This is a genomic window from Mangrovivirga halotolerans (genome assembly GCF_026241165.1).
GTDB lineage: Bacteria > Bacteroidota > Bacteroidia > Cytophagales > Cyclobacteriaceae > Mangrovivirga > Mangrovivirga halotolerans.
Map to the genome: position 1 here is coordinate 41,958 of NZ_JAPFQN010000006.1, position 20,181 is coordinate 62,138.

The 20,181-nt window shown below is 37.1% G+C and carries 12 protein-coding genes and 1 tRNA gene; 5 read left to right on the forward strand and 8 right to left on the reverse strand.

All coding sequences use genetic code 11. From position 1 onward, the window contains the following. The 6 genes from OO013_RS11000 to OO013_RS11025 form a co-directional block, all read right to left on the reverse strand. The gene (locus OO013_RS11000; protein WP_266056860.1) at positions 1-5,865 is read right to left on the reverse strand and encodes a fibronectin type III domain-containing protein; all 5,865 of its coding nucleotides are present in this window, start codon (positions 5,863-5,865) and stop codon (positions 1-3) included. Positions 5,866-5,899: 34 nt separating this feature from the next. Beyond that, positions 5,900-7,621: a hypothetical protein gene (locus OO013_RS11005; protein WP_266056861.1), complete on the reverse strand. Its 1,722-nt coding sequence runs from the start codon at positions 7,619-7,621 to the stop codon at positions 5,900-5,902. A 512-nt stretch (positions 7,622-8,133) separates the two neighbouring features. After that, complete coding sequence (locus OO013_RS11010) at positions 8,134-8,676, reverse strand: transposase (protein WP_266056862.1); 543 nt, start codon at positions 8,674-8,676, stop codon at positions 8,134-8,136. Positions 8,677-9,256: 580 nt separating this feature from the next. Beyond that, positions 9,257-11,803, reverse strand: a complete 2,547-nt coding sequence (locus OO013_RS11015) for a TonB-dependent receptor (RefSeq protein ID WP_266056863.1) — start codon at positions 11,801-11,803, stop codon at positions 9,257-9,259. Continuing rightward, complete coding sequence (locus OO013_RS11020) at positions 11,800-12,708, reverse strand: FecR family protein (RefSeq protein WP_266056864.1); 909 nt, start codon at positions 12,706-12,708, stop codon at positions 11,800-11,802. The genes OO013_RS11015 and OO013_RS11020 overlap by 4 nt, the downstream gene beginning before the upstream one ends. Before the next feature lie 39 nt (positions 12,709-12,747). Next, complete coding sequence (locus OO013_RS11025) at positions 12,748-13,278, reverse strand: RNA polymerase sigma factor (RefSeq protein ID WP_266056865.1); 531 nt, start codon at positions 13,276-13,278, stop codon at positions 12,748-12,750. A gap of 152 nt (positions 13,279-13,430) precedes the next feature. Here OO013_RS11025 and OO013_RS11030 point away from each other — a divergent pair, with 152 nt between their 5' ends. Both OO013_RS11030 and OO013_RS11035 read left to right on the forward strand, forming a co-directional pair. After that, positions 13,431-14,417, forward strand: coding sequence for a hypothetical protein (locus OO013_RS11030; RefSeq protein WP_266056866.1), 987 nt, complete (start codon positions 13,431-13,433; stop codon positions 14,415-14,417). A 116-nt stretch (positions 14,418-14,533) separates the two neighbouring features. Further along, positions 14,534-15,697, forward strand: coding sequence for a hypothetical protein (locus OO013_RS11035; protein ID WP_266056867.1), 1,164 nt, complete (start codon positions 14,534-14,536; stop codon positions 15,695-15,697). 85 nt (positions 15,698-15,782) lie between these two features. On the opposite strand, the gene OO013_RS11040 is transcribed toward OO013_RS11035, so the two are convergent. Next, entirely contained in the window at positions 15,783-17,186 is a 1,404-nt protein-coding gene (locus tag OO013_RS11040; RefSeq protein WP_266056868.1) for a sugar porter family MFS transporter, read from the reverse strand. Between the two features lie 557 nt (positions 17,187-17,743). On the opposite strand from OO013_RS11040, the gene OO013_RS11045 reads away from it, so the two are divergent. Both OO013_RS11045 and OO013_RS11050 read left to right on the forward strand, forming a co-directional pair. Next, positions 17,744-18,409 carry a YiaD family glycine zipper/OmpA-like lipoprotein gene (locus OO013_RS11045; protein WP_266056869.1) on the forward strand — a complete coding sequence of 222 codons (666 nt, stop codon included), beginning with the start codon at positions 17,744-17,746 and terminating at the stop codon, positions 18,407-18,409. 50 nt (positions 18,410-18,459) lie between these two features. Further along, a complete protein-coding gene (locus tag OO013_RS11050) occupies positions 18,460-19,071 on the forward strand; it encodes a porin family protein (protein WP_266056870.1) in 612 nt (203 codons plus the stop codon). Between the two features lie 153 nt (positions 19,072-19,224). Here OO013_RS11050 and OO013_RS11055 read toward each other — a convergent pair. After that, positions 19,225-19,298: transfer RNA gene (locus tag OO013_RS11055), tRNA-Arg, on the reverse strand. A 147-nt stretch (positions 19,299-19,445) separates the two neighbouring features. Here OO013_RS11055 and OO013_RS11060 point away from each other — a divergent pair. Beyond that, complete coding sequence (locus OO013_RS11060) at positions 19,446-20,156, forward strand: porin family protein (protein WP_266056871.1); 711 nt, start codon at positions 19,446-19,448, stop codon at positions 20,154-20,156. Positions 20,157-20,181: the final 25 nt, after the last annotated feature.

Genomic DNA, 20,181 nt, shown 5'->3' on the forward strand with positions numbered 1-20,181 from the left:
TCACTTATAATTAATTATTGGAGCTACTTGACTACTAATACCTGGTACACTCTTATAGATATCTATCTTCAGGTTATTAGGATCAAGTAAATCCCCTTGAAATAAATCTAATTCTTCAAGCCTAGAATCAACTGCTCTAATTTCAACAGTAATATCATCTCCGTTTTTCATCCATGCAAACACTTTTGATTGATTGGGAGTGAAGGACTTTGCCAAGTCAAAATTGTCAAGGGTGGTGTATTTAGTATCTACGATGTAAAACATTCCATCCTTCTTCGCCAAATAGTCTGCAACAATTTCAAATGTTTCGCTTCCTTTAGTTACTTTCAGCGTGATTTGAGAACCAAATGAAGTTCCAAAAACATCCCGTACTTTACTCAAACCAGCAGTATTTTGAAAAGTTTGAGCTGTTTCTCGTAAATCCTTCCACCACTTACCTTGAGCCCATGATTGCAATGCAGAACCATTTACCAACTCTCCTTGAGATATTCTTTCCCAATATCTACCAGGGTTTTGTAATACATCATCAAAAGTGTCGAACCAATCAGGGTTATTAATTAGGTCTTGTTTTATACCATATTCAATATTTCCTAATCTTGATTTGACTTCACCTAAATGAGAACTTGTAAAATGCTCTTGATCAATTCGATTAAGTATAGATACTAATTCTTCATTGGTGGCATTATTTAATACATCTCCTAGATCACTATCAATAGCAGATTTTAATTTCTGTTTATTAATTCCCCTTCCTCTTCTGGAGATTTCTTTAAATTTATCAAGGATGGAAGTATTCCTACGATGAGATTCTAACCTTGAGGCAATTTCCCAACCATCGGGACCATTATTTTTTATGTATTGCCCCAATTCACTTGCAGGATCCCCAATTTCAGACTTAAGAGCTATCGGCAATTCATCAAACCAGCTATTATCATTTTTTCCTAAAAGAATAAAGTCATCTCCGGAATTAATACTTGTCCCAGCTGGGATATCCTCAACGACATCACCATTACTATTGATTTTTTTCCAGCCTATAAATTCCTCCGTACTATTTTTTGCCAAAGCTCGCACTTCACCATTTGAATAAAGCCGGGTGATACCTGCATTGGCAATTATTTCTCTATTGAGTGCAACAGCTAATTCTTGTGCTGAATTTAAATCACTACAAGATAACAACCTTAATGGTTTGTCTGATCCTTCTAAATCACGAATTAACTGCCCTAAATCACTACTTGAGTATCTTTGCCCATCAATAATGAAATCTGCTCCCTCTCCATGTACAATTATATCAAGGTAATTCTGACCAGATAAGTTTTCTATATTTCTGGAATAATTAACCACATTATCGGTAAGGTTAATTGCATCATCACTCAAGCTATTAACAAGATTCTCAATTCGGTTTACAGTTGATAAATCATCAGCCCCTTCTCCAATTAATTTTTTAAACTTATTTAAGCTGTTTTCAACCTCATCTATTTTAATCGAATTTGCATTCTGATTTTTAGCTAATTGAAGCTTTTCTTCTATTTCCTGAATTTTAACCTGAAGAGATTGCCGGATAGATGTATTGTTTTCAATAGCATCTATAACAGGACTATTTATTCTTTTTAGTTCTGTCACATATTCATCAATACCATTCAATAGGTTTTTTGAACCAAAAATTGTTATAAGAATATCTAATCCATCAACAGCACTTTGCAGATTTTCATTTTCGATATTAGTTGTAGTAATTAAAAGATTAGAAGATGCTATGCTTACTTCAAATATTTTATATAATCTCCTAGCTTTCCTTAAGTTATTTGCGACTATAAGTGGAGCTCCATCATAAATTGTAATTAAATCGAGGGCTGTAATTATTCCATCTTCAATAGCCTCATTTAATTTCATCTGATCATAATAGGTCAAGAAAACCGCCGGCATAATAACACCTTGTCCATTCGGTTCTAGATTATCTATAGCTTCTTTTACATAAAATTCTGCATTACTAGGGTCTACAAGAATTGGAGTGAATGGAGAAATACCAGTTTCAGGTGTTAAATAAAAACTACCCACCTCAATAGTTGGAATTAAACTACCCTGTTTTATAGAGTTTTTAATTGTTATTTTGGGGTCACCGTTTATATCCGTCCATTCTGAAACTACATCATACTCAATTACATTTATATGGGTATTGATAGTTTTTTCCTTTAACCTAACAAAAGGAAGGATACCATTATAATCATGAAGGTTAATTGCCTGAAATCGATCAATCACAACTTCTGAATTATATTGATACACATTGTTTAACCAACTGAAAAAATTCGAATAGTTATTTTCATCTAATAAATTAATTGATTTATCATGTAACTGATTACATAAATTATATATTAGATTATTATCATCAATAAAATCAATTACTTCTTTATATTGATTTGTGTCAAAGCTGTTTAATAAAGCTATTATTGCATTTTCCTCTACTTCACCAATTAATCTATCCTCAGATAGCTTTTTAAATGCTTTTAGTCTTAAGTCAATATCAATTTGCTTCAATAAATCAAAGCAAGACGAAAGTATTGACAATGAAATTTTTGTTGTTGAAACATCACCAGAATTTTCAAAATTTTCAATTAATTCATCTTTCTTAACCCTCAAAAACTCTACATCTCGACATTTTTCAGAATTGTTTAGATCACTAATATAATTGAAAAGACAACTTGCATCAGCATTTTTTAATAAGGTTGGGTAACCACTTAAATATTCAATTTTCCTTTCTATAGTTATTTGAATATCTTCAACATTGTTACTCCAGTCAATTATATGAGTCGTAACATAACAAGAACCATTATCATAATTATAAACTTTTGTTCTACCAGAATTCCTATAGGATAGTGATATTGGCAACTCTTCATTTCCATTAAAATATCCAGAAGCCCCTTCCACATTTGCCTTCCATGTATATTTTATTCCATTATAACGAATACCATAAATACAATACTTAGACTCTTCTGTATTTTTAATTATTATGACTGGTTTAAAATTTAAATCATCAGGAAATTCATCAATAATTTGCCCTAATGGTGTTAAACCAATTCCTAAAGCAGGCATTCCGTCTACTTGTGATTCAAACTCAAATAATAAAAGCAACTCACTCTCCTCATCCTCCTGAAGTCCCCCCAACACTGGTGCCGGATCATGAATCTTGTCCCATTGATCTTTGAGCAGTCGCGTGCCTGGCTGGCCTCCTGAGGCGTAGTCCATCAGGTTGTTGGTGGTGCCCTGAGCTACGTTGTATCCGTCTTCGCTGAAGGTGTGAAATAAATTGAAGGCTCCGTGTCCTAACTCGTGGGCTGCAGTCTTGGCAAATGTCTGTGCATTTGAGGTATTTAAAAAGATGAATCCAAAATGCCTGTTAAATGGCATGTACCCTGATAAGGAAGGATTTGTTGTTTTCCCAGGATGAATAACGAATAAATAATATTCTCCTTCAGCTACTTCACCTGCCTCTTCATACGCATTAATCACTGCCCGCATCTCTGAGGTAAAGCTCGCCAGCGGACCAGAACCTGAGTTTTTAAGCAAACCATCACCATCACTGTCGTAGTCAACAGTCGTAAATGGTTGTTTTTTGACTACATTAAATTGAACTACTGCCTGCTTGTAAATCTTATCTAATTCTCTTTTTACATCACTTGCTGATAGATCGCTGATGTCACCACCCTCCTGAAGTGGTACGATATTCAGGTTTAATGTCTTGTTGTTATAGGCAATAACATTAAGCTTTCCTGCTGTCTGAACTGCCGTGCTGTCTCCAAGGTTAGTTTCCTTTATCGCATACACCGGCTCGATCAGTCCCGCAAGTCCCGGAGCTCTGACCTGTACTCTTCGGTTGCCATTTGGTCCATTGGTGGTGTTAAGGGTATCCGTCAGTGTATATAACTTGTAATCACTACCTGGAAGATTTACTAATGCTTCATCTGATTGTCCGATCGCTGCAGATTTCCAGTCCACCCAGTAATCACCGGCCAACTCTAATCTTTCATAACTTTCTTCCGGTCCGTAGTTGGTCTTCTTATCGAAACCGAAACTCTGATCATCAGACTTACTAAACAACACTCTTTCAGCTGGATCAGTCACTCCGGATGGTGGTGTAAGCACATTCGGGTTAACTTTTTGTGCTACGTTGGAATTTTTCCTGACAATGTAGGTGTTATTATCACTGTCTTTTATGATCGTGTCTTTGTTCTGATCTTGTGTATGGGTTTGCCCATCGGTGGTGGTCACTACGATCTGACCGTTGCTAACCTCGATGCTTTCGATCACCCCATCAACAGCGAGGGTATCGGCCTGGTTTGCATATTCTATTGCATTTTCAGCTATATCCAGTGCCTGGTTTGCATAAGAAAAGGCACTATCTACTGATGCAATTACTGAATTGATCTCATCACGAATGTAATCCGGAACTGCCTGCACTTTGGCCCCGGTAACATTTACCTGTCCACCAACCAGCACATACTCTTCATTAATCTCTGCCTGGCTAAATGCAACAGCGATCTTCAGGTTGTCCATAAATGGTACTACTACAAACCCATCACCGGTGAATTTTCCTCCTCCACCTGAAACGGTACTCACCTTCACATCAAAGTCACCGGCTGTAAATATTTCACCAGGCTGTAGTTGCTCCAAAGGAGTTTTATTTGAAATGTCTGCTAAAGCATAATCGGCACCACAGGAATAGTTGACCGGTGGGGCTGGCTGTGTCAGCACTGTATCTCCATAGATGAATTCACTTTCTGCTATGCCACAAACAGCTCTGACTTCGTATTCGTAAAGTGTAGAATCTTTTAATCCTTTTGCCTTATACTCTTCGATGAAACTGTCATACTCATACCAATCAGCACCTTTCTTATTGGCTTCTCTCAATCGAACCACGAAGCCGGTATTTCCGGCCTGTGGTGTCCACTGAGCTAAAAACCCTTGCCTGCTTGGTGTATCACTAATACTGGTTGGTGGAGGACACGCATCACCATAGGTGAAATACCCGGCTTCTGAAAACCCGCTGTTCTTAAACAGGTCGAGGGTATTAATACCATCTTTTGCTTTTGCCTGTACTCTCCAGGCATAACTCTTACCCGGGATGAGCATTGGTTCTGCCGGCCCGTAAACCAGGTTGGTCGTATTTACCGTTGCCCGATAGATAGGAGCCTGGCTTCTGACTGCATCTTCTGCAGGTCTGTCATCCGGCCAGATTTCAAAAAGTGTAAATTCATATTCGGTTACGAAAGCTGAGTTGGGGCTTCCGGTATGTCTTGGTGTCCACTGAAAAACGATGTACTGTGGATTTTGAAGGTCCAGTTTGGTTCCCTTTTCCGGCAGGGAGATAAATGGCGGATCATTGAGCATCAACCAGGCCATCGAAGAACCGGTATTACTGATCTTTAGTCCTCTGCGATATTCAAGTACTTCGAGTTGGAACTCATAAAATCCTTCGGGTAGTTGACCTGTACGAGCCAGGTTATTTATACTGATATTTTGAGCCTGTAGGTTATTCAAGTCAAAATAAGGAGCCAAGTCATAGCCGGTCAATCGATTATTTTCACCACCGTAAATCATTGTCGGAGGTGGCATGAAGTCACTTCTCGTCTGGAGGATAACTGCATTATTCCGCTTAATGGTCAGTCTGAAGCGCACCTCCAGTTCAGAAATGGTGATATCTTTCAGCATGATATTAGCTGCAAGCTTATCTACCTCAGGTCGTGTATAATCAGCCAGGTTGAGTGAATATGGAGGTGTGAGCTGCATATTCACCTGAACAGGATAGTTTACCTGTCCGAAAAGTACACTTGTCGCAGTGACAAGAAATGTTGAAAGAATAAAAAATAATCGTCTCATATCCGGTTAACTTTCACCGTATAATTTTTTCAGTCTAAAAAGAATAATTGTACCCGAAGGTAATCGTCAGTTCACTAAACTCCTGCTCCGGAGCATTTCGTGAAGCATAGGTTCCATTCAGGTTAAATCTATGTTTTTTGGCCAGGGTATAATTTCCCGACACCCGGGCGGTAAGCACTTCCGACCGGCTGCTCTCTACTCCATAAGTGCGATTGTAAGATGTCGCGAGGGAGGTGCGCAGTTTTCGATCTAAAAATGATTTTGCTACCGATACCGATGGGCCATACGTTCCGTTGTTAAGTCCTGCAGAATTATTCACGTTGTAATTCATACTCAGCGAAAGCTGGGTGCTTGATGGCGTCCATCCCATGGAATACACTGCATTGGCGTTGATGAAAGTCAGGCCGGTATTCTGTTCTGTGCCTCCCTGTTCATCGTCTGTTCCCTGATAATTTACATTCAGGTTAATATTTTTTGGTCGCTCTTTATCTGTGCTCAACACATAGGCAACATTCATGTTTGCCTGTTGACTGATCTGGCGGTAATTAAGCGTATCCAGGTTATCATAAGGAGTCAGGGCATTGATGTTATCAAAGATTGGCCTGATGTTAGTGTAAGTCTGATAGCTGCTATAGTTGAATTGCAGGTTTAGTCTTTCTGATGGAGCATACCCCACACCAACAGCACCTGAAAGCCTCGATGTTGCTGAAGCTTCATCTCCTTCGAGGTTATTACGCTGTGTACCCACATTGATATTCAGATTTACTTTCCCCTCAAACAAAGAAGAGGCTGCTGTCACAGCGATTGTTTCCAGGTCATTGTTAAAGAAATAAGCTCCATGAGATTCATATCCCGGGTCAACCCGTTCGTAGGTCAATCCAACAATGTATTTTCCAAAGGTATAGTTTAATGCGCCATTGATTGCATCATATACAGCTGTTGAAGCATTCGCATTGTAGAATGCATCCATTATTTTGATCCCGGCATTGTTACCAAAATATTTATTTGTAGCTCCGATGTTGCGGGTCAGAATGGAGGTTCCGTATTCAATGTTAAATCGAAGATTTTTAGTTATTGAATAGGCCAGATCAACACTCATGGCAAGGTTTTCTTCGGGTGTAATATCTGAGTATAATGAATCAGTCAGGTTGATCGATGTGCTATCGTCTTTGGCATGAAAAAATGAGAACCCTGCCTGAAGTCTCTCTCCATTATATTTTGACTGGAGTCCGTAGCCCATTCTCTGGTAGGCCGGCTCAAGATAAGACTGAGTTGAATCCGGCTGTGCGGCCTTCAAAAACCTTCCGTAAACTGCTTTTATCTGCCATTTCCCGGGTGTTAATTCTAATCCTCCACCGCTAAAGGTATGACCTGCGAGCGTATAAGAGGAAAAAGTTTGATTTTGAACTCCGATATGAGCCGTTGCCCATTTATATCTTGGGCTAATACTTAACCTGTTAAATGGTTGTCTGAAGGATACCTGCTGATTGGAATAAGCAAAGCTCACCGGGGCACTGATCCCAAAGATGGTCAGGTTTAAATTTCCTGATAAGAAATAACTATAAGGGTCTCTTCGGTTTTCGATACCAAAGCCTTTATAGAAGATCTGGTTTACTGAGATCCCTCCGTTCACTGTTAGAGGCTTTTCTTTTCCGATGCTTTCAAGGTCAATATTCTGAGCCTTGATAGTTGATAAACAAGAGAAAAAAACAGCAGCAACGAGTAAAAAATAACGTTTATTAACTTGAAAAATCACCGTACGTTACTGGTTGACTAAAAAATAATTCCTAATGTAGGTGCAAGAATACGGCATTCTCCGAAAAAATCAAAGAGAATTAATTTTTTAATCACTGGTTTTCAAGAGAATAGATCGGGAATTAGTTATTGGAGATTGGGTAATTGAGTTATTAAGTTATTAGTGATTGGAGAATAGTCTGATGAAGTGAAAATTGTTACATACATATCGCCTTGGTTCGTGTCTCCACGAAACAAATCATCTGGTGCGTGAGGACACGAACCAGGGCGAGTACAGAGTGAGAGTGAGAGCGGAGTGTGGGGAATGAAGCTGTAAGTTTCTTTTGTGGCAAACAGGCGCGGGAAGAGAGTGAGAACGGAGAGCGGAGTGTGGGGATGTTGAGTAGGGTTATTGGTTGTTTAGTGATTAGGTTATTAGTGATTGGAGAATAGTCGGATGATGTGAAAATTGATACATTCATATCGCCTTGGTTCGTGTCTCCACGAACCAGTTCCTCAACAGTCAAATCTGTGTCAAAATTCGTCTCGGAGATCTTTAATAAATTGAAACTCCTTACTCCCTTCTTCATAAAATCCTGCGGATGAATATTTATAATCAACCGGATGTTGAACTAAATCCCACTGCTCTGCTAACGGATTATTATGGATATAGTCTAATTTTTGACTTGCCACTTCAGGACTGTATATATCAATAGCTAATGGGTCGCGTTGCCAAAATTCATACGATTTATTATTAGCCTTTACCCTATATTTCAATAGTTCATTATTCCCTTCCTTTAATAATTGTTTCTTAAACTGATGTGCTGTGAATTTTAAAAATGATCCATTGACAGATTCTTTGCCATTAATATCATTTTTTCGCCAAATTAAGTGAATATGGTTAGGCATAATAACAAAAGCAAAAACATCAATTTTATCCAGGTCACTCAAGTATTTTAATGATCCGATTATGATGTCTTTATAGGTATCATTAACAAGAAGCCTTTGCCATTTATTTATTGTGGCTGTCCAAAAATATATCTTTCCAATGTCCGTTATTGAATTCCTTTTATTCATAAGTGTTATATTAAACTGGTTCGTGGAGACACGAACCAGGGCAACTTTCTCAAATGAGATATTAAAAGATTAGTGATAATTAACATCCTAAGAATCAAAATTAAATTGGCAGTGAATCAAAAGGAAATTATAAACGGATAAGTTTTATCACCATTGCTTGGACATAAAAAATTCTTGGGTATTGAATTATCCGATGTAAATATCCGCCTTACATTCCGGTTCGTGAGGACACGAACCAGGTCGGGAAGAGAGTGAGAGCGGAGTGTGGAGAATGAAAAAAATGTCTGAATTGAAAATACTAACACCTTTCATGACAAGTATAGCTTCGTCACTGATGCGATATCTTTGTCAGTACAGGATTTACCAGGATGGAAAAAATGAATGGCTTAATTTGAACTATTGATTATTTAGTAATTAGAAAAAGACATCCAATTTAAATATCCGAATACCGCCTTGGTTCGTGTCTCCACGTACCAAATCCCAATATCATCTGGTGCGTGAGGACACGAACCAGGGCGGGAAAGGTCTTCTTAGCGACTTAGCGGTTATACTTTTTTTTTTAACAGCTCGCTATTTCCATCTACCAAAACACCCTGAACGTCACATTTGGTGTAATTCCCAGTCCATAAATGCGATTATCAATAAGGGAATTATCAATTCCCGGGGTGGTACGGAATTCGCGATTTAACAAGTTTTCCCGGTCATAAAGATTTAGTACAGATGCTCCAACACGATATCTGATATCCGATTTTTGTCCACCACCAAACTCATACATCATTGAAAAATCCAACCGATGATATATTGGTAAGTTGCTGCCATTTAACTCCCCGTAATTAATTAGTAATGGCCCGGCACCACTTTCATCAACTGTAACACTGGTAAATGTTTTTCCGGTATGCCAGGTCCATCCCAATGATAACTGCAGTGATTTTATCTGATAATAAGCGGTCCATTTTATAGTATGTTCGATATTCCAGTTCCCCGGAAAAGGCTGATCATCATTCAGGCCTGTGAACTGATTTTCACTAAACAGATATGAATAACTTGCCCAGGACCTGAAATTATTTCCTACTTGCTTTTTTATTAACACATCTGATCCCCTTACACTGCTGTTACCCAACCTGAATTCATTATCTACCGGATTCAAAAAGCCAAATGTCAGCGTGGTAATGTTTTCAATTTCACGATAATATCCTTCGATATCCACCAGCCAGCCATTGTTATCATAAGCAAAGCCAGTTGAAAACTGATAAGATTCAATAACCGGAAAACCATCATTTGAAGCCATCGACCACACCTGGTTTTCGAGCGATAGATCACTGACAACCGACTCCCGGATCTGACTCACTGTTTGAGTGCGATATTCGGCAGTTGCGTTGAAATAAAAATTATTGGATAGATTTTGCTCCAGGGCAATACGCGGTTCAAAATAAGTTTTTCTCAATTCGGAATAGTGATTAATTCTTAATCCTGCTTTTATGGAAGACTTATTTACTGATAAATCATATTGTCCGAATAGTGAATGGGTATTTAATACTTCATCGGCCTGATCTAAGATAAGTGTATATCCCGGCCCGGTATTTTTAAACTCGTATTGTACTTGGTTATTAGAAAACTGATATCCGGTTTTTACACGTCCTTTTTTATTCAAGTCGAATGATACAGTAGCATTAAAACCTAAGTCATCGACAGAGTTGTTTTTAAATGAATTTTCTTCCGTCGAGGGCAGTGAACGCATAAAATGATAATTCAACAGATAGCCTGAATAATATGCTTCGGTTTCTACAGTGAAATTATGACTATTATGTATCCATTTTAAGTTATACCCTTCATTTTCAGTTTTCAGCCTGTCTGTATAGTTAAGATCCTGTTCCCCCGAGCGAAATTCCAGATCATTCTTCGTGTAAAGGGAATTAAAACTGATATTATTTCTATTATTTATCCGGTAATTAACCCCGGTAGTGAAATCATTAAAATAAAAATCATTTTCTGATGTCTGGCCGGGTGTTGCAGGTACTTCATTGATTCTTGTATTTTGAAAAACACGGTCTGAATAACTGTCATACGTAAATGTTTCCAGAAAATCATTAAATGACCTGCGTGCTGATACTGTAGCCGACAACTTATTCTTGATTATCGGTACTTTTAGAAACACATCTCCATAGATCATATTAAGACCAGCACTTCCTTTAAAATCATTGTTAATTGTATTATCTGATCTCACATCAATCACTCCCGAAATCCGATCGCCATATTCAGCACTCACTCCATTCTTAATAAACAATACTTCATCGGTTACAAACGGATTAAAAGCAGAGAGCATTCCAAAAAAATGGCTTTGGTTATAGGTTTTGATACCATTCCACTTCACCAGGTTCATATCCGGGGAAGTTCCCCTTACGAATACTCCTGAAGCTGTTTCAAAGGGTCCGTTAACACCGGGAAGTTGCTGAATACTTTTTAATATATCCGGCTCAATTAAACCGGGTAATATGCCCAACTCATCTGGCTTTAAAATGATTTCATTGTTGACTTTAGACATCCCTCCGATCAAAAAATCACTCAACGTAATCTCGGGCAACTCATTAAGTCTTTCAGTCAAATTTACATGAGGACATTTATCTTTATAAAGTTCTTTTACAGGAATATCCAATGAAATAAAACCCAAATGGTCGACCGATATATTACTACCAAAGGGAACGTTGGTAAATTCGAAATAACCTCTCTTATCACTTTGGGTAACAATTTTATCTCCTGTAATTTTAAGCACTGCATTAATAATGGGTTCTGCAGACATCTCTTTTAAGTAACCACACACGTTTACTTTGTCATCCTCAGAAAAAGGTCTGACTACAATGTTTTTTTCATTTATGGTGATAAAATTTAGAGATGAAAGTCGCTCTAACCTGAAAACTACTTCGTGAAGGGTATTTGATTCATAATCAAATGGGACAACAGTTTTACCGGCAACAACAGTATCAATATAAGAAAATCGGACCTGATGTATCTGCTCGAGATCAGATAATATTTTTTCCAACGTGATTTCTGATTTCACATTAGTTTCTGACTGTCCCGAAACGCACCAAATAGAAAAAATAAGGCTACATAAAGTAAATACTACCCTCATTTATTCGATTTAAAAATTATTTTATCTCCGTCTTGTTTATATTCCAGGCCAAGTGATCCCGAAATTATCTGTAATGCTATTTTCAGATCATCATTTGGAAACCGGCCGGTAAAAGTCATTTCTTGTTTGAGGTCACTATAATCAACTTTCACTCCGTACTGGTTCTCTAATGTGATAAAGACATATTTTACAGGAGTATTATTAAATTCACTATTGTTTGTTGTCCATGCCGGTGATGACTCCTCTGTTTCTGTATATTGGATTTTATCATTTACGACCTGCACCACCATCCCTTCGGAAAGTTCGGTTTTTTCTTTACCTGATTCGACTAATACTCGTCCCTCGTAGCAGGCAACTCTTAAATATCCATTTAACTGTGTCACGTTAAACTCTGTTCCTAAAACAGTTACCCGACCTGCTGAGGTATTAACAGAAAACTTCACCCCCTTCTCTACATCGAAAAAAGCTTCCCCATTCAGTTGTACCACCCGGTTTTCACTCCATTTGCTTTCATTAAATTCCAAACTGGAATTGGCATTTAGTCTTACCAAAGATCCATCTGGTAATGCTACTTCATCCATTTCACCATGAGCTGTCTTAACAAGTGTGGTGGGCTGGTAAAAGAATAAAAATGCAAAAACAAATATCGCTACAGCCGCAGCAGCACCATACCACCAGTATGTCTGGCTGTTCTTTGGTTTAACTGAAAATTTATTGGTTCTGGATTTAATGTTCCGTAAAGCTGATTCCTCATCAAAAGGTTCTTGCTCGATATTATCCGTCGCAGCAATAATCTTTTGATACTTTTTAAATTCCTCACTTGACTCAAAAGCTTTTCTCTCTTCATCAGTGAGTTCATTATTTAGCCAGCGGGCCAGAAATGTATCGTCATAATTTTCTTTCATCTCTCGTTTGCTTATTTAAACAACGAATAAACACCTTGATTACCCTACCCCCTCATCTAAGATTTTTTTAATCTTAATAAGTGCCTTGTGCATTAATTTTTCTACCGCTTTTGTAGATACTTCCATTATTTCGGCAATTTCTTTGTAGGTCTTCTTTTCAACCCTATTGAGCAAATAGGCTGTTCGCTGACGCTCCGGGAGATCATTAATAGCCTGAGTCAAACTGTCCATGTATTCTTTTTCAATAATAAGAAATTCCGGAGATTGAACATCAGACTTGCCAGAATCTACCTTTACTGCCTTTTCTTTGTATTTTAACTTTACCTGCTCGTGGCGTTTTACACTTGTCATCAAATTAGTTGAAGCAGTATACAAAAACCCCTTAGCTTTTTCTAAAGGAATCTCAGCACATTTCTCCCATAACTTCACGAAAGCTTCCTGAACAGCATCATTAGCCTGCTCTTTATCGCCAAAACGATAACTCAAATAGGAAAATAGAGATCTTGCTTCCTTCTTAAACAAGGAATCAAAAATCTTTTCTTCGCAAACAGATTTTTTATTATCGAGCATAATTGAGACTTAAAGCTATGCGATTTTCCTATTTTCTCAAATCATTTAATTTTTTTTAGTAAAGGGGGGTAGGGTAAAGCCGGGTGCCGTGCGTCTTTATATCAGAACGGGGAGATACCCATTAATCAACCACTAATTAAATCAGAGAAAAAATGAAGACACACATTAAATTTCCGGCTTACTTAATAGCCTTTATCTTTTTACTGTTTACATCCTGTTTTGAGGAAAATCCTTTTGACGACAAACATAATGACGGTAATGGAGAAATTGTAAACAACGACTCAACCGATACTGACAGCCTCCACTGTCCTGAATTACATTTTACCTATGAACATGATTCATTTGGAGTCTATATATTCACTGCAGATTTCGAGAAGATGGAGGAAACACCTTTTTCGTGGTATGTCGATGGCGAACCTGTGGGACAAATCGCTGTTGACTCTGCTAACTATACACTCTTTTGGCAGTTTAATCCGGGAACACATCGAATTTGCATTAAAGCAAGTAACGATGAGTGTGGTGAGCTTATTTTTTGTGAATCCATCACCTATGACCCAATCAATTACGGCTGTCCAAATTTATCATTTACTAAAAATGCACTCAGCTCGAGAAATTATGAGTTTTTTGCAAATATCAGCAATCCCGATTCACTCGCCTGGTATGGTTGGATGGTCAACGGGGAAGTCGTTGAAAACGATGGGTATCAAAATAATGGAGACAACTACTTTAATTATATCTTCGAAGAAGAAGGATATTATGAAATATGCCTTATTACTGAAACGCCGGAATGTCCTGAAAGCGTTAGTTATTGCGAAAATTATTATGTTCAATTTGATAGTATTCCTAATGATTCGACAGGAACAATAAAGTGCAGACAGCTTGGATTTAATTATGCAAAAGATCACAACGACTCAACGTATACCTTTACTGCAGATTTCGAAGCGATGGACTCAGTATCATATTCATGGTCTGTTTATATAAATGGTGATTATCAGGGTGGAAAAACCAGACGGGCAGGAAGCGAAAGTGGACATACCTTCACCTGGTATTTTGAATCTGATGAAGAATATGTTGTATGTCTGAAACAAGTTGATGGTGATTGTGGCAACTATCAGTTGTGTGAAGAAATTAGTTTTTAAGTTGCTTTTTTGTTCATAATTCGAAGGCCGCTCCTGATCCCGGCGGCCTTTACTTTCCCCTTATAAATAATGACAGAGTTACATTAAAATCTTATCTTGGTGCTTGCTTAACAATAATGAAAAGATCAATAAAAAATATTATCCTCCTGCTAATAGCAATCATCCCATATTTTTCATGTGTGGATAATGATCTTGATCTTCCCAATGATAATCAAATTCAGACCACTGAAAGCACCGCACTATTAATCTTTTTAAATTCTTATAATGAACTTTCAGGTGGCGTGGCGAGCGACCAAATAACTTTCGTTTATCCAATTTACATTGCTTATACCAATGGAATAGTTGTAGAGGTTACTGATGAAGAAGGGTTAAATTCAATATTACAAAGCCAATCTGCTGACTTTTATGTTGGCAGTATAAAATTTCCACTCGAAATAGATAATGCAGGATCAATTCAAACGGTGAATAATGAAAAAGAATTTAATATCCTTTTGAAAGAACTGGGAGTTCATACTTTTGAAGAAGACTTTTTGAATGGCTTTCTTCAATGCTTTGATTTTGATTACCCAACACATGTAAATGATTCCACTTTTGAAACAGCCGGACAATTCCTGGATTTCATGGAAACTAAACCGGATAGTGTTTTTTTAGAACTGAATTTCCCACAGAACCTGTTAGTTTACAGCTATGACTCAATACTGACTTTCAACAACGAGTTTGAAATTCTGGAATTAACAAATAATTGTAGTGGATGCCCGCAACTTTCTTATTCCATCCGGACGGATAGTGCTTTTAACTACACTTTTATAGCTGATTTCCCTCTAAAAGACAGCATCCCCGGGTATCAATGGTATATAAATGGCGAATTTATTGAAAATGATGGAATTGAATATCAGGGAGACAATCAGTTAAGCAAAACATTTGAGCCTGGCGAATACTCTGTTTGTATTGCAGCAATTACTGATCAATGTATGGAAGGCACACAGTATTGCGATACAATTTTTGTCAAAGATCCATGCCCACAGCTTTTCTTCAACATTACTGACTCCACAAATAACAATTATACTTTTAGTGCAGATTTTACCAGGATGGATAGTACTACTTATAATTGGGAACTTTATCAAAATGGTGATCTACTGGCTTCAGAATTTGAAGATGGGACAGGTGACAACCAATTTTTCTTCCAGTTTATGCCGGGCACTTACAACATGTGTATGAAGGCTGAAACGCCTGAATGTCCCCAGGGAACATCATATTGTAAGGAAATAGTTGTTCAGTAATTTATTTAGTCTACTTTCTTTTTTGATATAAAAAAAGCCCTGTCGGGAAGACAAGGCTTGATAATGATTAATTATTTTTTAATAACTATTCAATCTTACCATATTTCTCTGCCCAGATATCTTCTAATTCTTCCAGACTTCGACCTTTGGTTTCGATAATATATTTCTTAGTAAATAAAATCAAAAGAATAATACAAACAGAAAAGATCACATATGGCAGGGACTTATTCCATGGGCCCTCAATATTGGCTTCACTATTTGCTATTATAGGAAAAGTTTGAGAGACAAGATAGTTTCCCGCCCATTGGACTGCAACAGCGATAGACATCGCGATACTTCTAATCTTATTAGGGAACATTTCTGAAAGAAGTACCCATGTCACAGGCCCCATACTCATTGCGAAAGAACCAATAAACATTAAAACTCCTATCAAAGACACTAAACCAACCTGATTTAAGTAAAGCGATCCACCCAACATAATAAATCCAAGAAGCATACCAAAACTACCTATGATAATCAGAGGTTTCCTTCCCAGTTTATCAACTGTAAACATTGCAATAAAGGTGAAGATAAAGTTTACTGCAGCCAAAAGAATCTGCTGTGCCAGCACATCTTCTTGTTTAAAACCAAGTGCTTTCTCAAAAATATCACTACCATAATATAGTACTGCGTTTATTCCTGTCAATTGCTGGAATAATGAAAGCAAAGAACCAATAATTATAATCGCCAGGGCAGATTTCTGGAAGATAGAAACTTCCTTTTTCTCAATTGACCTTTCCTTTTGTAAAGATTGCTTAATTTCGGTGATTTCTCTTTGAGCCGCTTCCGGTTCATGAAGCTTATTTAATACTTTCAATGCATCATCTTCTCTCCCTGCTAACACTAACCATCTTGGACTTTGGGGAATAAAGAAGGTCAGGATTAAAAATAAGGAACATGGAATTAATTCAGACCAGAACATCCATCTCCAGCCTACTTCTATATTTTCTGTTGGAGTAAAATTCGCTCCAATAAAATATGTGGCAAGAAAAACTACGAAGAAACCTGTTACAATTGCCAATTGGTAAAAAGTAACTAATATACCTCTTCGGTCTTTCGGAGCTATCTCTGCAATGTAAGTAGGAGCCGCCATTGAGGCTAAACCAATACCAAGACCTCCTAATATTCTGAAAGTCACTAATAACGGAATAGATTCCGGTAGAATTTCGGGTAACCCGGAACCCCATGCTGATATTGTAAATAAAACAGCAGATATTATCAAAGTAATTTTTCTACCAATAATACGAGTAGAAGGCCCGGCTAATAAGGCACCAAAAAAACATCCTATTAATGCACTGGATACCACCCAGCCTTGCATTACAGAATCTAATTCAAAGTATTTAGTGAAATAAAACTGGGAGCCATTGATCACCCCTGTATCGTAACCAAAAAGTAGTCCGCCAAGAGCAGCGACAGATGTTACGAGAATCAATAATCCATTTTTTGACATGTCTGATTTCGGTTCGTTGAAATATTATAGTTCAAATAATAAATTCGAATATAATAAATAAATATTGAATCAAGACTCTGGAGTGCTTTATTAGTGATTAGAATTAACACCCATACAATAAATGATATAAACACCTTGCCATTTTGTTCTGAATGCCTCCTGCCAAATTTTTAGTTTAATTAAATAAATAACTGTCCTACTATATATTCTTTAACCTTTAAAACAAGATAATTTCAATATTTTCTATACTTCAAAGCTACTTATATAATACCCAAAGAATCATTCCATAATTAAACCGAGATAGGTTCTGAAACCAACCTTAGAATATGATTAATTGGATGCTTGGGGAAAAAATTCCCCTTACTATATATTAATTCTACACTCTAAGCATTTTCTTCAAATCTATCTTTATGATTTTTTCAATAAAAGAATTAATTATTCAAATAAAAGAAGATTATCCTAACTTTAATATCTTGCTCTAAGCAGATATTTGTTCGATATGTTTTCATTGGCAGGCTTCTTGTTTTTTAATTAGAAGAATAAAACGAGAAGTAATTATGTATCTAAAAACAATATCAAAAGTACTATTAAGTATTTCCATTATAGTATTTCTCGGATGTAAAGCAAACAACACTCAAAAAGGTGCAGCAATAGGTGCTGGTAGTGGTGCTGTAATCGGAGGTATTATAGGAAATCAATCGGATAACACAGCGATCGGAGCAATTATTGGCGCTACTGTAGGTGGTACTGCGGGCGCATTAATTGGTAGACATATGGATAAGCAGGCTGAAGAATTAAGAGAAGATCTTGAAGGTGCAGAAGTTGAAAGAGTTGGTGAGGGTATTAAAATTACTTTCGATTCAGGTCTTATGTTTCCATTAGACGAATACACTCTTACTGAAGCAACAAAAGAAAACCTTGATGAGATGTCAGAAATCCTAAAGAAATATGAAGACACTAATATATTGATTGAGGGACACACTGATGCCACAGGTTCTGAATCTTACAATCAGGCTCTATCTGAGAAAAGAGCTAACAGAGTAACTGAATATCTAGCTGCGCATGGAGTTGACACTGATCGTCTTCAAGCAGTAGGTTATGGAGAAAGCCAACCCATAGCAACTAACGACACAGAAGCTGGCCGTCAACAAAACCGAAGAGTGGAAGTGGCAATTTTCGCTAACGAGGAAATGAAGGAAGCTGCTGAAGATGGTGAGCTATAAGATTAATGTAAGCAACCAAATAATTTATAATCTTTAATAAATCAACTATTATGAATTCAAGAATATTAATAATTGCACTATTTATTTTATCAGTCACAGCTATAGATGCTCAGATTTATGGTGTTAAAGGTGGATTTAATGCATCAAACTTTTACTCAGATGAAGTAGATGATAAAAATGCCAGATATGGTTTTCATGCAGGTTTTTTTAGCCAATGGGAACTTAATGAAGGACTAGGAATACAGGCTGAATTACTTTATTCAGGAAAAGGTAATAGTTCTACTTTTAGTAGCGGATCGCTAAATCAGGAAGTAGATTTCAATATGCACTATATTGATCTACCAGTTATGGCTGTCATTAAATTAGGTGATGCTGCCGAAATACACGGTGGTGTTTATGGTGGATACCTGGTTGGAACTGATATAACTTCAGATGGAGATTTAGGAGAATTCTCAGAAAGTGTTGATAAAGATAACTATAACTCTTTTGATTGGGGTTTTCTTGCAGGTCTTGGAGTTAATATTGGAGAAAATTTTCAGGTAGGTGCCAGATACAACCTTGGTATGGCAAAAATCGCAGATAGTGATGGCGCCAGATTATTCCTTGGAGATGCGAAAAACAGCTATGGTCAAATTTATGGAGCATTTAGATTTGGTAACTGATAAGAATACGTTTTTGTAGTAAAGGGACCGCTATTTAGTGGTCCTTTTTTTTATTACATCTTTTAACAGATTTTTTGATAAGAAAAGATTTCTTGCTTTTATATTGCAGGCAATAAAAAAACCCTGACGATGCTTTGCATGTCAGGGCAGTAGTGAACTCGGAGGGAGTCGAACCCCCAACCTCCTGGGCCGTAACCAGGTGCTCTATCCAGTTAAGCTACGAGTCCTTGGTTTTGATCACCCTGCAATTAAGTGCAGTTGACCAAATGGGAGTGCAAATGTAATTAAATATTTGACTTATTTAAAAAATATGCCCAAGAATTTTACAATTATACTATCTTTGTCCACGTTTTAAAGCACAAAAAACTAGCAACATGCGTTTAACCATTTTTAGTTTACTTTTTATATTCATTAATACAGTTTCATTTGGTCAGGAAGAAGAGAAAACCTCACCATGGAATAGTGTGCCTGGTAATTTATGGACAGAAGTTGGATTTAACTTCACTTTTGACAAACCTGATTCTATCAGTTCGAACTGGTGGGCTTCAAAAAGGGTTCAGTTTAATTACCAGTTACAATTTAATCTGGGAGAAGGTTCAGGACTTACCTTTCATCCGGGACTAGCATTAGCTGTTGAAAAACAATCTTATGATGGAAACAATGTTTTTGTCGATACAGGAAATGATGTTGTATTTTCCCCTACTTCGGAGATAGTTGATGGTAGCATTAAAAAAACAGGCTTTTTCACAACTTATATCGATGTTCCTGTAGAATTCATGTGGCATCTAAATAAATCAGACTATAGAAGAAGCTTTAAAGTAGCCCTGGGAGGATATGTCGGTTATTCCTTAGGTGGGAAAACAAAAATAAAGTATGACTATTCAGGTGATACCCGTAAATATAAAGAAAAGTCAGATTACGGACTTGAATCATTCCGATACGGAGCAGTATTCAAAATTGGATTTGGAGGAGTAATGGGTTACTACAGACATAACTTCTCTAAAATATTCCAGGACGATGAATCACCAGCAGAATTTATTAATGCTACACAGTCATCTGCAGGTGTTGCCTTGAGAATCTTCTAAACAAAAACTTCATAAAAAACTTAAG

Bases quoted from the DNA above. Each gene is read 5' to 3' on its own strand.
- OO013_RS11050 (WP_266056870.1), top strand. From the start codon at position 18,460: ATGAATTCAAGAATATTAATAATTGCACTATTTATTTTATCAGTCACA.
- OO013_RS11015 (WP_266056863.1), bottom strand. From the start codon at position 11,803: ATGAGGGTAGTATTTACTTTATGTAGCCTTATTTTTTCTATTTGGTGC.
- OO013_RS11035 (WP_266056867.1), top strand. From the start codon at position 14,534: ATGAAAAGATCAATAAAAAATATTATCCTCCTGCTAATAGCAATCATC.
- OO013_RS11045 (WP_266056869.1), top strand. From the start codon at position 17,744: ATGTATCTAAAAACAATATCAAAAGTACTATTAAGTATTTCCATTATA.
- OO013_RS11030 (WP_266056866.1), top strand. From the start codon at position 13,431: ATGAAGACACACATTAAATTTCCGGCTTACTTAATAGCCTTTATCTTT.
- OO013_RS11010 (WP_266056862.1), bottom strand. From the start codon at position 8,676: ATGAATAAAAGGAATTCAATAACGGACATTGGAAAGATATATTTTTGG.
- OO013_RS11040 (WP_266056868.1), bottom strand. From the start codon at position 17,186: ATGTCAAAAAATGGATTATTGATTCTCGTAACATCTGTCGCTGCTCTT.
- OO013_RS11000 (WP_266056860.1), bottom strand. From the start codon at position 5,865: ATGAGACGATTATTTTTTATTCTTTCAACATTTCTTGTCACTGCGACA.
- OO013_RS11025 (WP_266056865.1), bottom strand. From the start codon at position 13,278: ATGCTCGATAATAAAAAATCTGTTTGCGAAGAAAAGATTTTTGATTCC.
- OO013_RS11060 (WP_266056871.1), top strand. From the start codon at position 19,446: ATGCGTTTAACCATTTTTAGTTTACTTTTTATATTCATTAATACAGTT.
- OO013_RS11020 (WP_266056864.1), bottom strand. From the start codon at position 12,708: ATGAAAGAAAATTATGACGATACATTTCTGGCCCGCTGGCTAAATAAT.